The sequence below is a fragment of the Paraburkholderia sp. SOS3 genome (assembly GCF_001922345.1).
Taxonomy (GTDB): domain Bacteria; phylum Pseudomonadota; class Gammaproteobacteria; order Burkholderiales; family Burkholderiaceae; genus Paraburkholderia.
Map to the genome: position 1 here is coordinate 2557384 of NZ_CP018812.1, position 15519 is coordinate 2572902.

Consider the following 15519-nt stretch of genomic DNA (forward strand, 5'->3'; position numbering starts at 1 on the left):
TGCCTCCCGACATCAACGGCTTCATCGATACGAAAGCGAGACACTCATGCGTTTAGGAGTCTGCTACTACCCCGAGCAATGGCCACGCGAGAAATGGCACAGCGACGCGCGCCGCATGGCCGGGCTCGGCATTCGCCGCGTGCGCATCGCGGAATTCGCGTGGAGCCGGATGGAGCCGGAACCGGGCCGTTACGAATGGGAATGGCTCGACACGGTGATCGACGTGCTCGCGCAGCACGGTCTCGAAGTCGTGCTCGGCACACCGACCGCCGCGCCGCCGATGTGGCTCGTTCATCAGCATCCGGAGATCCTGCCGGTCGCGCAGAACGGCATGACGTACAACTTCGGTTCCCGCCGCCACTACGACGTTTCGAGTAGCGCGTATCGCGAACATTGCGCGCGCATCGTCGAGCAGATGGTGCGGCGTTACGGCAAGCATCGCGCCGTCGTCGCATGGCAAACCGATAACGAACTCGGCTGCCACGACACGGTGCCGACCTATACCGAGGCTGCGCGCGTGCGCTTCACGCAATGGCTCGCGCAGCGCTACGGCGAAATCGGTGCGTTGAACGACGCGTGGGGCAACGTATTCTGGAGCATGGAGTACCGCGATTTCGCCGAGATCGGCCTGCCGAACCGCACGCCGACCGACGCGAACCCGAGCCACTGGCTCGACTTCCGGCGCTTCATGTCCGCCGAAACCGCAAGCTTTCACGCGCTGCAAGGCAGTCTGATCCGCGAGCATGCGCCCGGGCGCGACCTGCTGCATAACTTCATGGGCTTCTTTACCGCATTCGATCACTATGAATTCGCGAAGAGCGGTCTCGACGTGGCAGCGTGGGACAGCTATCCGCTTGCGCGCACCGAAGTGCTGTGGTTCGACGACGACGTCAAGCATCGCTGGGCGAGAAGCGGCCATCCGGACATTCCGTCGTTCAATCACGATCTCTATCGCGGCGTCGGCAAAGGTCGCATGTGGGTAATGGAACAGCAGGTCGGGCCGGTCAACTGGGCGCCTTATAACCCGATCCCCAAAGCCGGGATGACGCGACTCTGGACATGGGAAGCGTTCGCTCACGGCGCCGAGCTCGTATCGTATTTCCGCTGGCGTCAGGCGCCGTTCGCGCAGGAGCAGATGCATTCGGGCATCAACGCGCCCGACGACACGCTGACTGCCGGCGGTCATGAAATTGCGCGTGTGGCGCGCGAGGTCGCGGCATTCGATTCCGAATTCGTTGCGAATGCAAGCAACGCGCGACAGCAACGCGCACCGGTCGCGCTGCTGTTCGATTACGAAGCCGACTGGATCGTGCAGATCCAGCGGCATGGCGCCGATTTCGACTATCAACGCAGCGTGTTCGAGTGGTACAGCGCCTTTCGCTCGATGGGCATCGACATCGATATCCTCTCGCCACACGCGGATGTATCGGGCTACGCGCTCGTCGTGGCGCCGTCGTTGCCGATCGTGCCGGACAGCCTCGTCGCGCAGATCGAAGGCGGCCATGCACAATGGCTATTCGGCCCGCGCACCGGTTCGAGAACGCGCGACTTCACGATTCCCGCGACGCTGCCTCCGGGCCCGTTGCAGGCCGCGTTGAACGTACGCGTGCTGCAGAGCGAGTCGCTGCGGCCGACGCTGCGCCCGGCGGTAACGATCGACGGTGTCCCAGGGCATGCGTTGCGCTGGCGCGATTACGTCGAACCCGGCAGCGGCACAACGGTCACCGCGGTATTCGACGATGGTTTGCCCGCGGTCGTGCAGGGCGGGCGCACGCGCATGGCCACCGCCTGTTTCGACGACGCATCGCTGCGCGCGCTGCTCGCGCTCTGTGCACGCGACGCTGGAATCGACGTGACGACGCTGCCGGAAGGCGTACGTTTGCAGCGATTGGGCCGCCTGCAATTCGTTTTCAACTACGGCGAGGTTGCATGGCGAGCAAACGCGCCGGACAATGCGCGTTTCGTGCTGGGCAATCGCGAGGTCGGACCGGCGGATGTCGCCGCGTGGGTCGTGTGAATCGGAACTGCGCCGATTCGACGGCGGCGCTGCGAGCGGATCGGCGCGCGATGCAGCGTGCATGAGGGCCTGGTGCGGCGCCGTCTTGCGCGCCGCCTTGCCCGCTCGCATGATGCGCCGCCCGCAGCGCACCGGCCCCCTCATGTCGACCCGCGTTGGCGCTTTGGCGCTTACTCGGGTCCCATGCAGTAACTGCGGTATCAATGAACGCCCGACTCGTCGAACTCGCCCGCATTGCGCATTTCCTGCCTCTCGCAGCAGCGACGCTGATGCTCGGCGTCGCGATGTCGTTCACCGCACCGTATCTGTCGCTGTTCGGCGTCGAGCAGGCGCAGATGACGCCGCTCATGCTCGGCGTCTTCATGACGCTGATCGCTGCCAGCGGCGTCGCGATCAGCGCATGGGCCGGCAAGTGGTCGGACCGCCACGGCCACCATCGTCCGCTGCTGCTCGCGGCGCTGCTGCTCTCGGCGCTCGGCTATCTGCTGATCTGTTTCGTACGCAACTATCATGCGCTGCTCGGCATCGGCATCGTATTTCTCGGTGCCGGCGGCTCGGCGCTTTCCCTTGTGTTTTCGTTCGGGCGCGCCGCACTGCCGGTGCGCGACGAGGCCGAGCGCGCGTTTGCCACCGCGACGCTGCGCACGCTGCTGTCGGTCGCATGGGTATTCGGGCCGTCGCTCGGCGCGCTCGTGCTGGCGGCAGCGAACTTCCACGGACTCTTTCTTTTCGCGGCCGCAAGCTTTGCGGGATGCGCCGCGATTATCTGGCGCATGCACGAAATACCGGGCGGCGAGCTGCATAGCGCGCCCGAGCATGTTCCCGGCGACCCGGCGTCGTCGCTCGAAATCACGACGCCTGAACCAGAAGAACCTGCGCAACCCGATTACACGCATCCGGGTGCGCCCACGCGCCAGATCTGGCGTTCGGTCATCGCACTGACGCTGATCGGACTCGCCGCCAACGCCACGATGATCGTGCTGCCGCTTTACATCGTGCACGGCATGCACGGCGCGCGCATCGACGTGTCGATCATGCTCGGACTCGGTGCGTTCCTCGAGATTCCGATGATGCTCGCACTCGGCGCACGCGGCGCGACGCTGAACAAGATGCGCTGGCTCGCCGCCTGCTGCATCGTGCATGTGATCTATTTCATCGCGATGGCCGCAGCCGGCTCGATCGACGTGCTCATTCCGATGCAGGGACTCAATGCGTTTGTCGTCGCGGTCACCTCGTGCCTCGGCATGACATATATCCAGGACCTGATGCCTGACAAGCCCGGCGCGGCCACCGCGCTTTTCTTCAACGCGTCGCGCGTCGGTTCGATTCTTTCAGGCGTGTTGTCCGGCCTGCTCGTCGCAGGCATCGGTTATCGCGGCACTTTCCTGGCATGTGGGTGTCTCGCGGCCGGCGCTTTCGTGCTGTTCGCCGATCCGCCCTGGGCGCGCGCCGTGCACTATGTGCGCGATCTGTGGCGCACGCGCCGCAGTTAGGATGTGAAAATTTCCTTTATCGCGTAATCCTTTATTTGCTACCACTGCGTATCGAACAAACGCTGTGCGAATTGGCAAGACGCACGCGATCCGAATGCCAACAATGAGTCTTTTTCCCGGCAACGGCATGCGGCGCCTTGCGCACACGATTGCGCGGGCCGCACGCCGAGGCTCGATGTCCCGAGGCAAAATTGGCATTCAGTACCGTTACCCATCAGATCGGCGACGTGTCGATTACCCGCGTCACTGAAACCACGTTTGCGCTTCCGCTGTCATTCCTCTATCCGAACTGGCGCACGATCTGCTGCGCCGAACTGGGGCGACTCCTGTCGCCGGCCACGCTCGACGTGCGGCAAGAGGAAGTGATATTGAACGTGCATACGTGGGTGGTCCGCACAGGCGGACACACGCTGCTGATCGACACCGGCATCGGCAACGGCAAGTACCGTCCGTTCAATGCGCGCTTCGACCAGTTGCAAACCTCGTTTATCGAGCGCCTCGCACATGCGGGCGTGCAACCCGACGATGTCGACTACGTGCTGCTCACGCATCTGCACGCGGACCATGTCGGCTGGAACACGCATCTTGTCGACGGCCGCTGGATGCCGACGTTCGGCCGCGCAAAGTACGTGTTCCCGCAAGCGGAAAGGGATTTCTTTGCGACGCGCGCAGGCGCGAGCCGCAGAATGGTGTTTGAAGACAGCGTATTGCCCGTGATCGAGGCGAATCAAGCGGTCATGATTCCCGAGACCGGCGGCGAGTTTCTCGACGGCGTCGTGTTTCACCCGACGCCTGGACACAGCATCGCGCATATGGCCATCTCGGTCCGCTCGAACGGCTACGAAGCGCTTTTTTGCGGCGATGTCATGCACAATCCGTTGCAGGTGTATCGACCCGAATGGTGCTCGACATTTGCGCTCGACGAAGCACGCGCACGCACTTCGCGGCGGTGGCTGCTCGACTACGCGGTCAAGCGCGATGCACTGCTGTTTACCGCGCATTTTCCGGAGTCGTCGATAGGGCGCGTGATGCGCAAAGGCGACGGATATGCGTGGCGATATAGCGCGTGATGCGGTGCCCGCACCCCCGGCAGCACCCATTCGGCAACACCACCCGCACCTCGCCGCTCGCCAGTTCCAGCGCGAACATCCATTCCGAGGCCACCGCGACTCCCATATCGGCAGGCGCTGCGGCGCGCACGCCTTCCGCGGCGGTGACGCGCATCCTGCCGCTTATCGACACCGAGGTCTCAGAACTGCGTCGCCGACACCGCGCGCATGGGCATTTCATTCAGTGTCCGTAACAACGGCCGAACAACGGCCGATCTGATAGTACGGTTTGAACCCTGTGCTTAAGGCGTTGGACGGTGCCGTCGGCAACGCGCGCCTTTGTCGATGTCTTCTTCTCATTTTTCCCATCGGCGGGCGCACCATCGTAAGCGATGCCGCATCGCTCAGCGGGCCATCGGCTCCGCTCCGATTTCACCTGTTTTCGCGGGGTTTTCGTCGGATTACGTATATCTGCTGTAAATGCGTTTGGCAATGCAGCGGCGCGTGGCAAGCATATGAAGCCCTTCAGTTCCGTATTGGAAACACACGGACTACTTCGCGATCGCGCTTCGATATTCCCTTACGGATACATCGCATGCGCCGATCGCGAAGTACCTTCCACATGAGTCGATATTCACGACGACAGCGAGCCAATGGTCCGGAATAATCGCCCGTCCCAGTTGTTTTAGCTGAGCAGCATGCATGTTGACGTAGAGCAGGATCGGAGCGTCGCGGGTGGTACGGCCCGGTTGCGTGCCGGCAAAGCTGCAAGGCGCAAGGGGCGCCACCCCGTGTTTACATCCAGCACCAAAGGAGTTGAAGCAATGATGAATCAGTCTGTGTTCGAAAAGGCCGTGCGGCCGTTGAAGAAGCTTCCCACGCGGTTGCATCACCATGCCTTCACGACGGACAACCATCAGCAAACGCGCCACTTCTACGAAAGAATTCTGGGCCTGCCGCTGGTCGCCTATGAGGTCGAACCCGAGCGGATCGGCAAAACATGCGTCGACCTCGGTTACGCATTTTATGAACTCGGCGACGGCAGCACGCTCGCGTTCTTCACGTTCGACGATCCCGAAAAACAGGCGGCGTGGAAGGAAAAGGAGCAGTCGCTCTTCGTGCATATCTCGCTGCTTGTCGCGGCGTCCACACAGGACGAAATCGAGCAGCGTCTGAAAAAAGCCGGATATGAGCCGCTGATGCTCCAGCATGGCTTTTGCACGTCGCTATACATCAAGGATCCGAATGGCGTGATGCTCGAGTTCAGCGTCGATCATGAAGACACGTTCGGAGTCGTCGAGGAAATGACGGCGTCGGTCCGCGAATGGATGCAAGGCGGTCGTAGATCAGGCGGAAGCCCGCAGTTCAGTATTGTCGCGGGCAATGTTGCGTGATGATCTGATGCAAGCGGCCCCGACCGATATTAGCGGGCTTGGCGCACAAACGCTAAGCAGAAGTCTGTATGCACAGCCTCGTGGCTTGAACCTGCCACCGGCCGCGTATGGCGCGCTCTTCATCTCGCACGAAAACCTCTGCGAAAATAGAGAATCTTCGCGTACGCTAATCCGTTAGACTTTGCAGAGTGCGTTACATGCCGCCTTGGTAGAGGGGGTGTAATTGATAGGCAAGCAGCGAATCAAACGATGCCTGACCGAATAGCTGGCTGTTGTGACTTTCGGCCAGCATCTTGCCCAGGTCGGGCAACGCAATACCATCGCGTTTCCCGATCAGTGCGTAGCCGAGCTGCCCGCGCCTCCATGTCACCACACTCATATCGTCGATTCTCTGCTCGGCGATCGGGTGGTCGGGCTTCGCCTCTTTCGTCACGCACAGCGCAACCGGCGAGCCGGATGCCGGCAGATAGACGATCTGCACGAGCGGCCTGCCGTGAAAACGCAGGCGCTGCACACGCTTGAACGTGAGACCCGATGCGCTCAGGTCCGGCACATGCACGTCGAGGCCATCTTTTTGGCGGATCTCGTCGACGATATGTGCGGACTGCACCATGTCTGGTTGCACTTCCGCAAGCGTTTCGTGCGCATAGAGCTGCTGGTAGCCCGCGGCGGCCACGACCCACGGCGATGCGGCACTGCCCGTCAACGAGGCGAGCGGCGTGCCATCGAACATGCCCGACCCCGTGCGGGAATCCGCGGCGAGTCTGAACACCGCACCCCAGCAAAATGCGCCCGCAACGAACGCGACCGCTAGCCAGGCAGGCGCGACGCGAAACGGTGCGCGGCGCGACAATTGCCACGCGGGCGGTACGTCAGCCGGAGGCGAACCCGCGGGATTCGCTTGCACGCGTATTTCATCTTTCGCGGTAGATGCGTCGTCGATCTGGTCATCGTATTGCGCATGGACATCGCCGCGCGAGATGCGACTCACCAGTTCTATCAGACGCTCGGGCACCTCGGGCAAGTTCTGGTGCGCGAATGCGTGCTGATAAGGTAGCCGAGACGCGCGTAGCAATGCCACACGTTCCGCGAGTTCAGCCGACGACCCGATCCCCTCTTCAACCTGTTGCTTCTGGTCGGCCGGTAGCACGCCGTCGACGTACGACAACAACAGGATGTCGTCAATCTTCATTCCCCGTCTCCTTACCCTTTGATGCTGTCTTTCACTTTTTGGTCTTGTCGCGTGCCGAATTGACTCCCAACGGCCTGCCGCGCGCGCGACAGACGGCTCATGATGGTGCCTACCGGTACTCCGAGTACCTGGGCCGCCTCCTGATAACTAAGCCCTTCGACAACTACCAGCAGCATAACGGTGCGTTGCGCATCCGGCAATCGCTCGACGGCGCGGACGATCTGCCGGTTGAGCGCGTCGGCTTCAGGATCGGGCGCGGAAGGATCGGCGACAGTCTCCAGGTAGCTGTCGTCCCATTCCGCACTTGTACGACTGCGTACGCTGCGCGCGCGCAATTCGTTGATCCAGGTCGTGTGCACGATCGAATACATCCAGCTCAACGGAGAAGTATCCGGCTTTAGTTGATGTGCCCGCTCGAGTGCGCGAAGGCATGCACGTTGCACCAGATCTTCCGCATCGTGCTGATCTCGAGAGATGCGTAGCGCGAACGCCCACAACCTCGGCAGCAATTCTGGAAGGATGCTGGGAAAATCTGCGACGCTCATCGGCGTAATTCCTCGCGTGACGTTTCTGTTCTGCCGACTCCGCGTTAATTCGCGGAGATCGGCGGCAGACGAAGTTTAGCGTCGATCGCAAACGTTTGCTGGCGCATCCTTTATCAACCCGGCTAACGCAATTAGAAAAATAAACGAAGGTAGTCATTGTTGATCACCAATCGAATTGCAAGCCAATTTCCGGGTAGTCAAGTCCAAAACCATTGCCTTTCTTTTAGACGCAAGTAGCGTAAGCCGCTTGCGCAAGAGCGCCGTCCCGAAACGACGGCGGACCGTCGCGAACGCCACCTTTGCAGCGTCGTGCGATAAACGCGGTTTGCCTAATGTCATTCGTTTTTGCACCATCAGGATCCTGGTTTCGTGTGCTCGCACGGACAACATATCGATATCCTTGCGATGCGTTTTTGCCCGCTACGTCATGCCGCCCCGCCCGGTCGCCGGGCTACCGCCCTGCTTCGACGCACCGGAGGAGAAAGGCAACGATAACAACGCATTCCCTGTCAAACGTGACCTTAACCAAAGCGCATCGTTACGGCAACCGAACACCATTCGTTTAGGAAGAACCGGCCTTGCTCCCCGACGAACCGCTTTGCGGCGCAATTATGCAAAGCACGACATATGTCAGGTATTTGCAAAACAATTCTGGAAAAACGCTTTCGGAATCTTTAGGCTTGTGTGAACCAATAATATGTTGGTTCATTCAAGGTAACTAAAAATCCCTAACGGGCGCCCCTGAAATTTCAGGCGCGACACGAAGAGGAAATATCCATCAAATTTGCCACGCACGAATTCGTGCGCCGCAATCATACGTAATTAAACCGCCTATATCGAGAGCACATAGCCTGAACCACGCACCGTCTTGAGCAGGGATTCTTTACCAGGCATGTCAATCTTCTTGCGTAGCTTGCTCATGTGAACTTCTATGAGGTTCGTACCCGGGTCAAAGTGATAGCTCCAGACCGCCTCGAACAGCATCATGCGAGTCACGGTCTGGCCTACGCGCCGCATCATGAATTCGAGCACGCGACATTCGGTCGGCAGCAACGCAATCTCGGCGCCGTCGCGCGTCACTCTGCGCGCGGCGAGATCGAGTGCGAGCGGGCCGGTGCGCAGCACCGTCTCCGCAGCACGTGCGGCAACGCCGACGCCGGGCTCCTGGCTGCGACGAATCAAGCCTTCGAGACGCGCCATCAATTCGCCCGAGTCGTATGGGCGCGTCAGATAGTCATCGCCGCGCGCACGCAGGCTGCGTATCCTTTCGTCGACATCGTCGGGAACGTTCAACATCAGCACCGGCGTTTGCACGCCGACGGTGCGCATAGCGGCAAGAATGCTCATGCCGTCGATACCCGGCAGCATGCGTTCCAGCGTGATCGCGTCATAACCCCCGCCGATCGCGCGTGCGAGTGCTTCGCGCCCGTCGCCGACCCAGTCCACGGAAAATCCATAGTTTTTCAGTTCCGCGACGATTTCCACGCCCGTCTTCGGGTCGTCGTCGATCGTCAGCACTCGAGATCTCGTCATCGTTTTACCATCCCGAATCTGCCGCTTATCCGTTGGGCCGATCATCCGTCACCTTCGCTGGCCGCGTCGCCGCCACACATATTGCCGGTTCGTTTCATGCCTAGTTCTTCGACTGGTCGACGAGTTTGTTCTTCGCGATCCACGGCATCATCGCGCGCAGCTTCGCACCGACCTGCTCGATCTGGTGCTCGGCCGTCAGACGGCGGCGCGATTGCAGCGTCGGCGCGCCGGCGCGGTTTTCGATGATGAAGCTCTTCGCGTATTCGCCCGTCTGGATGTCTTTCAGCACGTCCTTCATCACCTTCTTCGTTTCGTCGGTGATGATGCGCGGGCCCGTCACGTACTCGCCGTACTCGGCGTTGTTCGAGATCGAGTAGTTCATGTTCGCGATGCCGCCTTCGTAGATCAGGTCGACGATCAGCTTCAGTTCATGCAGGCACTCGAAGTACGCCATTTCCGGCGCGTAACCGGCCTCGACCAGCGTCTCGAAGCCGGCCTTGATCAGATCGACCGTGCCGCCGCACAGCACCGCCTGTTCGCCGAACAGATCGGTTTCGGTTTCTTCGCGGAAGTTCGTCTCGATGACGCCGGCGCGGCCGCCGCCGATGGCTGCCGCGTATGAGAGCGCGATATCGCGCGCCGCGCCCGATTTGTCCTGCGCCACCGCGACCAGCATCGGCACGCCGCCGCCTTGCGAGTACGTGCTGCGCACCGTGTGACCCGGCGCCTTCGGCGCGATCATGATCACGTCGAGGTCCGCACGCGGAATCACCTGGCCGTAATGCACGTTGAAGCCGTGCGCGAACGCGAGCGCCGCGCCCTGCTTCGCATTGGCGTGCACTTCGTTCCTGTACACCTCGGCGATCTGCTCGTCGGGCAGCAGCATCATGACGACGTCGGCGCCCTTCACCGCCTCGGCCACTTCCTTCACGGTCAGGCCCGCGTTCTCAGCCTTGCTCCACGAAGCGCCGCCCTTGCGAAGACCGACGGTCACCTTCACGCCGCTGTCCTTCAGGTTCAGCGCGTGTGCATGGCCTTGCGAGCCGTAACCGATGATCGTGACCTGCTTGCCTTTGATGAGGGAGAGGTCGGCGTCTTTGTCGTAGAAAACTTTCATTTGTCTTCCTGTTGGAAATCGCAGGCGTGGCAAATTCTCCAGCGCTCGCCGCATCACCGGCCGCACGCTTTACAAATGCCTTAAACCACCGCCGTTTCACGCTGAAACAGCTCAGTGCACGTCGGACATGCGACGGGTATCGGCAACCTGCAACCGACACAACACCTGAACGTGCGGCGTTATTCCATCGTCAGAATGGGGCATGGCTGCCGTACGGCGTGCGCAGCGCGCCGCGCGCGGCCGGGCCTGGTGGGCCCCGCGCTGGTGGGCCGCGCGAAGCACTGGCGCGGCTGAACCGCTCAGTTACAAGGAATTGTCACGACAAGGCGGCCATTGCAGCGCGCCATCAGATCGTCGTGCGCGAGGCCCCGGTTCCACCATCGGGCAAGACCGCTGCGCGGGCGATGCCCGACAACCAGAATGTCCGAGTTCAGCAGCCCGGCGTGCGTCGAGATGCTGTCGACGATGTCGCCGCAGGCCATGTGGCCGCGCACGGGCACGCCGCTGCCCTCCATATGGTCGAGCGCCTCGCGCAAGGTGATCATCGCCGCGTCCTGGACGCACGCGCAGGCGAGGTCCGACAGGTACCAGCCGGTTGCCGCGATCGTCGACGTCGTATCGACGACTGCGAGCACGTCGGTGTGCGCCTCGAGGGCAAGCGCAAGCTCGGCTGCGTGATGCAGCGCCGTTTTCGCTTCGCGGGTGCCGTCGTAGTAAAGCAGGATCCTTGAAGGTTTGGACATGGAAAACTCGCTGCAAAGGTTAGAGAGCCGGTAGGGCTTCGCACGCTGTCTGACCTTTCGTCCCTTGGTCACCTCGCAAAACACCTGGCCCAGCAGGCGTATTCCACGGGGAGGCGCCGCGCCGACGCATCGGCTGTGCGCGCACATGGCAAGCGCGCGTCGATCAACGTCCTGCGCGACGGCCACACGCCATCCGCACGCCATCCAAACGCCGTCCGCACGCCATCATTAGGGCTGCCGTTCAAATGCCTGTCGCGTGCTTTCACTTCCATACCCCGATTGCCGACGCCTTTTAGGGCTTCGAGCATACGAATATTCGCCACGCCCGTTCGCAATGCAGGAGGTCCTGTTCGTTCGCCTCGCACGCGAATGCGTTTCGGCCTGGCCGCCGCCCAGCATCGCGCGTTCGGTTAGGAAACACCGCCCCTCTGTCCGCGGACGGGCAGCGGCTTTCGGCGGCATTGCATCGCGAACCTGTTGCCGTTGACGGCAAATTCGATGACTACGGTAAAACCGGTGATCGAAGTCCACCCGATCGTTCGCGGTTGCCATTTCCACAGCCTTCGGGAAGGCGCATAAAAAAGCACAGCGCCTGAACAAGGCGCTGTGCGATATCAATGAAATGTATGAACCAGGGCGGCCCGACTCAGATCTGCCTGCGCATCTCCGCGGGCGGGACTTTCATCAGCCGCCGATATTTCGCGACCGTGCGCCGCGCGACGAGCACGCCCTGATCCGCGAGCATCTTCGCCAATGTGACGTCCGACAACGGATCGCGCACGTTCTCCGCGGCGATCATTTCCTTGAGCAACGCGCGCACGGCCGCCGCCGAGCAGGTCCCGCCGCTTTCGGTGCCGAGCTCGCGCGGGAAGAAGTGTTTGAACTCGAAAATGCCGCGCGGCGTAGCCATGTACTTGTTGCCTGTCGCACGCGAGATCGTCGATTCGTGCAGACCCAGCTCGTCGGCGACGTCGCGCAGCACGAGCGGCTTCAGCGCGATCTCGCCATACTGGAAGAACGCCTTCTGATGCGCGACGATGCATTCGGCCACGCGCTGAATCGTGTCGAAGCGCTGTTGCGCATTGCGGATCAGCCAACGCGCTTCCTGCAGCTGCTGCGCAAGCGGCGAGCGGCTCGCGCCTGCCGATTGCGCAAACAGTTCGGCGTACATCCGGTGAATGCGCGCCCGCGGCAAAACGGCCGGATTGATCGTCACGACCCACTTGTTGCGCACCTGACGCACGAGCACGTCCGGTACGACATAGTTCTCGTCGCTGCGCCCATACGAATTGCCGGGTTTCGGATCGAGCTTGCGTACCAGCGCACAGGCAATGCGTAGCGCCTCCGCGTCGCAGCCGAGCTGCTTCTGAAGCTCCGCATGCTCGCGGCGCGCGAGCCGGTCGAGATGCTGTTCGACGATTTTGCGCGCGACGGCGCGCCCCGGCGTATCGGCCGGCAAGGCATCGATCTGCAGCGCGAGACATTCGGATAACGAACGAGCGGCGAGACCGGGACGGTCGAGTGTCTGCACGAGACGCAGCGCCACGGTGAGTTCGTCTTCGGTGAGCGGTGGATCGAACTCGACGACGTCGGTCAGCTCTGAGAGCGCCTGGCGCAGGTAACCATCGTCGTCGAGCGCCTCGATCACGACCCGTGCTGCCTCGCGGTCGCGTTCATCGAGTCGATAGAGGCGCAGCGCATCATGCAGCTGTTCGTGGAGGGTCGGCTGCACACGCGCCCATTCCGCCGGATCGCTCCCTTCGCCGTCGCCGTTGTAGCGCGACGAACCGCGGCCATACGAATCGCCGGAATAGTCGCCGCCGACGTCGTCCGCCAGCGCGCTTTCGCCACGCGTATCGGTTGCCGAGCCGTCGAGCGCCGCGTCGCGCTCCGCCGCCGGCAACGTCTCCGCCGCCACTTGACCATCGGCCGCGGCGGTGCCGGTCAGTCCCCCCTCTTCGGGAGCAGACGGATCGTACTCGAGGAAAGGATTCGTATCGAGCGCAGTGCGCAGTTCCTGCTGGAATTCGAGCGACGAGAGCTGCAATAGCCGCACGGACTGTTGCAGGCGCGGAGTAAGCGCAAACGACTGCCTCGCTCGTAGTTCAATTGAAGGCGGCATTGTAGACATGGTCCTGTTGATCAACGAAAAACGGTTCTGCCCGATAAGAGCAACTGTCGTACCAGCTTCGCCAATCGCCTGTTTTTTCTCGGATTTGCGTTTTTGCACGGCGCTTGCTGACGGTTCTCGCCGCGTGCTTTTTACAAGCGGCCGGCAAAGGCTGGCATCCCTCGCGCGGCGCGGCGCCAACCGTTGCCGACGCGCGCCGGCATGCTCATCCGAGCGGCCGGAGCACTCGTGCCTACGCGGCTCGAGCGGGGCACACCCGTCGTAACGCATGTCGGCGCCAGCGTCGGGCACGTGGCTTGCGGCAGGAACGATGCGCATATCTGCGCCATGCGCGGGACTGACCGCGTTCCGATGATTCAAGCGAAATTCACGCAAAAGGAGAACCCATGAAAACGATCCAGCTCCTCAAGACCGCAGGCAGCATCGCATGCGTCGCGTTTGCCCTGAACGCAACCGCGCAGACCGGTGCATCGGCACCGCCCGCGTCGTCCGAGACCCTGGGCCAACATTTCGACGACGGCACGGTCACGACCAAAGTCAAGGCTGAACTGCTCAGTGCGAAGAACGTCAAGTCGACGCACATCCATGTGAAGACGCGTAAGGGCATCGTGTGGCTGACGGGTTCCGTGCCCTCGGCCGATGACAAGTCGGCGGCGCAAGACGTCGCGCAGAACGTCGACGGCGTGAAGGGCGTGAAGAACCACCTGAAGATCGCTTCCGAATAACGCGGAAGCACACGATTAGCTTCTTCGAGTTCGCGAGGGGAAGTGACTTGGGGGTCGGCTGACGTAGCGGCTCGCAATTGAAGAAAGAAGAGCGCCGGTGCTGCGATAGCGCCGGCGCTCTTTTTTTATCGGCTCCTTATCGGCTCGGATGCGGTTGAGACACCGGGTAAGACGCCGCGGCGGTAAAACACCGCCGCGCCGATCCGTCTTGACCGCGCAAATCAGGGTTTTGTCGCTGCATGCTGATCGCGCAGGTCGCGAATGCGGTCATGATTCTGCAACACGCCCTGGTATTGACGTTCAACCACTGCCCTCACGTCGGCAGGCAGATCCTTCTCGAGCGCTTGCTGATAGCGCTTCTTCGCAACGTCCTCGCCTTTCTCGCAGTCGGCCAGGATCGCGTGATCGCTGCGGCTGCCGACCGCGGACTTCAGATCGACCCAGCCGCGGTGCAAGGCGCCCGACATCGAACCGCCGCTTTCGGGCTTACCTCCTAGTTGCATCACGACGTCCTGCAGTTCGCGCGCGGCGCGCGTACACGTGTCGGCGCGCGAACGCAGTAACGTCTTCAGTTCCGTATCGTGTGCATCTTCGGCTGCCTTCAGAAAACCCTGCTCGCCATCCTTTGAAGTTTCAATCAACTCGTTGATCACCGAGATCACATTGGTAGCCATTTTTTACCTCCTCGTTTCGGGTTTAGGCGCGTGCAAATGCGCGCCGCGCATTTCACAGGCTGCGACACGCCGGTTCGTGCCTTGAAAGCTTCGCAGTCGGCGTGCCCGACGCCGAACGCCGATAGGCATGTCGTTTGGTGGCACGCCGTTTGGTGGCACGCCGTTTGCTGTCTCTTCGCGGCAAACATAAAAGTCGGGCAGCAACGACAAGGAGAAGCGATGTCGAAGGTTAGATACGCAGAGTGGCTTGTGCTGGCGGCGATCGTCGCGTCGGCGGCTGCCGTGCAGGTCCGCGAACGGCTCGCCGGGCCGCTGGTTAAACGGCACGTAGAACTGGATCAGCGACCGGCGGGCTGCGGCACCGCGCGCGCCGGCGTCATCGCGGCGGGCTGCGGCACAGAACAAGACACGCACAGCGAAGCGGGCCGCGTCGCGCCGCAGAGCGCCGACCCGCGTGCAATGTCCCGCCGTTTCACCCACCGCTACGCGCCGCCTCAGAACCTTTGGGTGTGAGAGAAACTTTCGGGTTGGGCTAGTCTCTGGTTTAAGCGCGCGGCGGCCGCTTGTAACGGGCCGCCGTCTTTTTTTGTCGCTTGTCGAAGCCTTCGATTTCCGCTTCCGTTACTCCTCGTCCATGCGAAACACACCGCTATGCAACTCGACGCTTGCGCCGTCGTTGTGCTCGAGCGCCTGCTCGCATACCGAACGGATGCGCGCCCGGCCACGCTCGAACGCGCGCAACAACTCGTCCTCCTGCGCCGAATTCGCGCCGAAATGATCTTCGAGCGCCTCGGCCGTTATTGCGCACGCAACGGCTTCGCCGTCCACGTACGCGACAAATGCCAGCTTCAGGCTCGAACCGTCGAAATGCGGCGCGTCGTCGGAAAATGTGATCTTCATGAACGA

Annotated in this window: 14 protein-coding genes; 6 read left to right on the forward strand and 8 right to left on the reverse strand. The window is 61.8% G+C overall.

The features are described 5' to 3' along the window. Positions 1-46: 46 nt before the first annotated feature. From BTO02_RS31420 to BTO02_RS31435, 4 genes are all read left to right on the forward strand, one after another. Entirely contained in the window at positions 47-2017 is a 1971-nt protein-coding gene (locus BTO02_RS31420; protein WP_075160881.1) for a beta-galactosidase, read from the forward strand. A 203-nt stretch (positions 2018-2220) separates the two neighbouring features. Then, on the forward strand, positions 2221-3510 hold the full coding sequence (locus BTO02_RS31425) for a sugar efflux transporter (protein ID WP_075160882.1): 1290 nt from the start codon (positions 2221-2223) through the stop codon (positions 3508-3510). Between the two features lie 191 nt (positions 3511-3701). After that, complete coding sequence (locus BTO02_RS31430) at positions 3702-4580, forward strand: MBL fold metallo-hydrolase (protein WP_075160883.1); 879 nt, start codon at positions 3702-3704, stop codon at positions 4578-4580. Between the two features lie 803 nt (positions 4581-5383). Beyond that, positions 5384-5953 (forward strand): VOC family protein, encoded by a 570-nt coding sequence (locus BTO02_RS31435; protein ID WP_075160884.1) that lies wholly within the window; start codon positions 5384-5386, stop codon positions 5951-5953. A gap of 193 nt (positions 5954-6146) precedes the next feature. Here BTO02_RS31435 and BTO02_RS31440 read toward each other — a convergent pair whose 3' ends face one another. From BTO02_RS31440 to BTO02_RS31470, 6 genes are all read right to left on the reverse strand, one after another. After that, complete coding sequence (locus BTO02_RS31440; RefSeq protein ID WP_075160885.1) at positions 6147-7145, reverse strand: anti-sigma factor; 999 nt, start codon at positions 7143-7145, stop codon at positions 6147-6149. An 11-nt stretch (positions 7146-7156) separates the two neighbouring features. Beyond that, positions 7157-7690 carry an RNA polymerase sigma factor gene (locus BTO02_RS31445; RefSeq protein ID WP_075160886.1) on the reverse strand — a complete coding sequence of 178 codons (534 nt, stop codon included), beginning with the start codon at positions 7688-7690 and terminating at the stop codon, positions 7157-7159. Between the two features lie 831 nt (positions 7691-8521). Beyond that, positions 8522-9268: a response regulator transcription factor gene (locus tag BTO02_RS31450; RefSeq protein ID WP_075160887.1), complete on the reverse strand. Its 747-nt coding sequence runs from the start codon at positions 9266-9268 to the stop codon at positions 8522-8524. A 55-nt stretch (positions 9269-9323) separates the two neighbouring features. After that, positions 9324-10340, reverse strand: coding sequence for a ketol-acid reductoisomerase (gene ilvC / locus BTO02_RS31455; RefSeq protein WP_075160888.1), 1017 nt, complete (start codon positions 10338-10340; stop codon positions 9324-9326). Positions 10341-10639: 299 nt separating this feature from the next. Then, positions 10640-11083 carry a universal stress protein gene (locus BTO02_RS31465; RefSeq protein WP_075160890.1) on the reverse strand — a complete coding sequence of 148 codons (444 nt, stop codon included), beginning with the start codon at positions 11081-11083 and terminating at the stop codon, positions 10640-10642. 646 nt (positions 11084-11729) lie between these two features. Then, positions 11730-13205, reverse strand: coding sequence for an RNA polymerase factor sigma-54 (locus tag BTO02_RS31470; RefSeq protein ID WP_075160891.1), 1476 nt, complete (start codon positions 13203-13205; stop codon positions 11730-11732). 395 nt (positions 13206-13600) lie between these two features. Here BTO02_RS31470 and BTO02_RS31475 point away from each other — a divergent pair, with 395 nt between their 5' ends. Next, positions 13601-13939 (forward strand): BON domain-containing protein, encoded by a 339-nt coding sequence (locus BTO02_RS31475; RefSeq protein ID WP_075160892.1) that lies wholly within the window; start codon positions 13601-13603, stop codon positions 13937-13939. A gap of 221 nt (positions 13940-14160) precedes the next feature. Here the strand turns inward: BTO02_RS31475 and BTO02_RS31480 are convergent, their stop codons facing one another. After that, positions 14161-14613, reverse strand: a complete 453-nt coding sequence (locus tag BTO02_RS31480; RefSeq protein ID WP_075160893.1) for a PA2169 family four-helix-bundle protein — start codon at positions 14611-14613, stop codon at positions 14161-14163. A gap of 219 nt (positions 14614-14832) precedes the next feature. On the opposite strand from BTO02_RS31480, the gene BTO02_RS34590 reads away from it, so the two are divergent. After that, entirely contained in the window at positions 14833-15126 is a 294-nt protein-coding gene (locus BTO02_RS34590) for a hypothetical protein (protein WP_156884041.1), read from the forward strand. A gap of 108 nt (positions 15127-15234) precedes the next feature. Here BTO02_RS34590 and BTO02_RS31490 read toward each other — a convergent pair whose 3' ends face one another. Beyond that, a complete protein-coding gene (locus BTO02_RS31490; protein WP_075161572.1) occupies positions 15235-15513 on the reverse strand; it encodes a DUF1488 domain-containing protein in 279 nt (92 codons plus the stop codon). Positions 15514-15519: the final 6 nt, after the last annotated feature.

What these genes read in the sequence shown, in the direction of transcription:
- ilvC (WP_075160888.1), bottom strand. Translation starts at nt 10,340, where the DNA reads ATGAAAGTTTTCTACGACAAAGACGCCGACCTCTCCCTCATCAAAGGC.
- BTO02_RS31435 (WP_075160884.1), top strand. Translation starts at nt 5,384, where the DNA reads ATGATGAATCAGTCTGTGTTCGAAAAGGCCGTGCGGCCGTTGAAGAAG.
- BTO02_RS31425 (WP_075160882.1), top strand. Translation starts at nt 2,221, where the DNA reads ATGAACGCCCGACTCGTCGAACTCGCCCGCATTGCGCATTTCCTGCCT.
- BTO02_RS31420 (WP_075160881.1), top strand. Translation starts at nt 47, where the DNA reads ATGCGTTTAGGAGTCTGCTACTACCCCGAGCAATGGCCACGCGAGAAA.
- BTO02_RS31480 (WP_075160893.1), bottom strand. Translation starts at nt 14,613, where the DNA reads ATGGCTACCAATGTGATCTCGGTGATCAACGAGTTGATTGAAACTTCA.
- BTO02_RS34590 (WP_156884041.1), top strand. Translation starts at nt 14,833, where the DNA reads ATGTCGAAGGTTAGATACGCAGAGTGGCTTGTGCTGGCGGCGATCGTC.
- BTO02_RS31475 (WP_075160892.1), top strand. Translation starts at nt 13,601, where the DNA reads ATGAAAACGATCCAGCTCCTCAAGACCGCAGGCAGCATCGCATGCGTC.
- BTO02_RS31450 (WP_075160887.1), bottom strand. Translation starts at nt 9,268, where the DNA reads ATGATCGGCCCAACGGATAAGCGGCAGATTCGGGATGGTAAAACGATG.
- BTO02_RS31470 (WP_075160891.1), bottom strand. Translation starts at nt 13,205, where the DNA reads ATGCCGCCTTCAATTGAACTACGAGCGAGGCAGTCGTTTGCGCTTACT.
- BTO02_RS31465 (WP_075160890.1), bottom strand. Translation starts at nt 11,083, where the DNA reads ATGTCCAAACCTTCAAGGATCCTGCTTTACTACGACGGCACCCGCGAA.
- BTO02_RS31490 (WP_075161572.1), bottom strand. Translation starts at nt 15,513, where the DNA reads ATGAAGATCACATTTTCCGACGACGCGCCGCATTTCGACGGTTCGAGC.
- BTO02_RS31445 (WP_075160886.1), bottom strand. Translation starts at nt 7,690, where the DNA reads ATGAGCGTCGCAGATTTTCCCAGCATCCTTCCAGAATTGCTGCCGAGG.
- BTO02_RS31440 (WP_075160885.1), bottom strand. Translation starts at nt 7,145, where the DNA reads ATGAAGATTGACGACATCCTGTTGTTGTCGTACGTCGACGGCGTGCTA.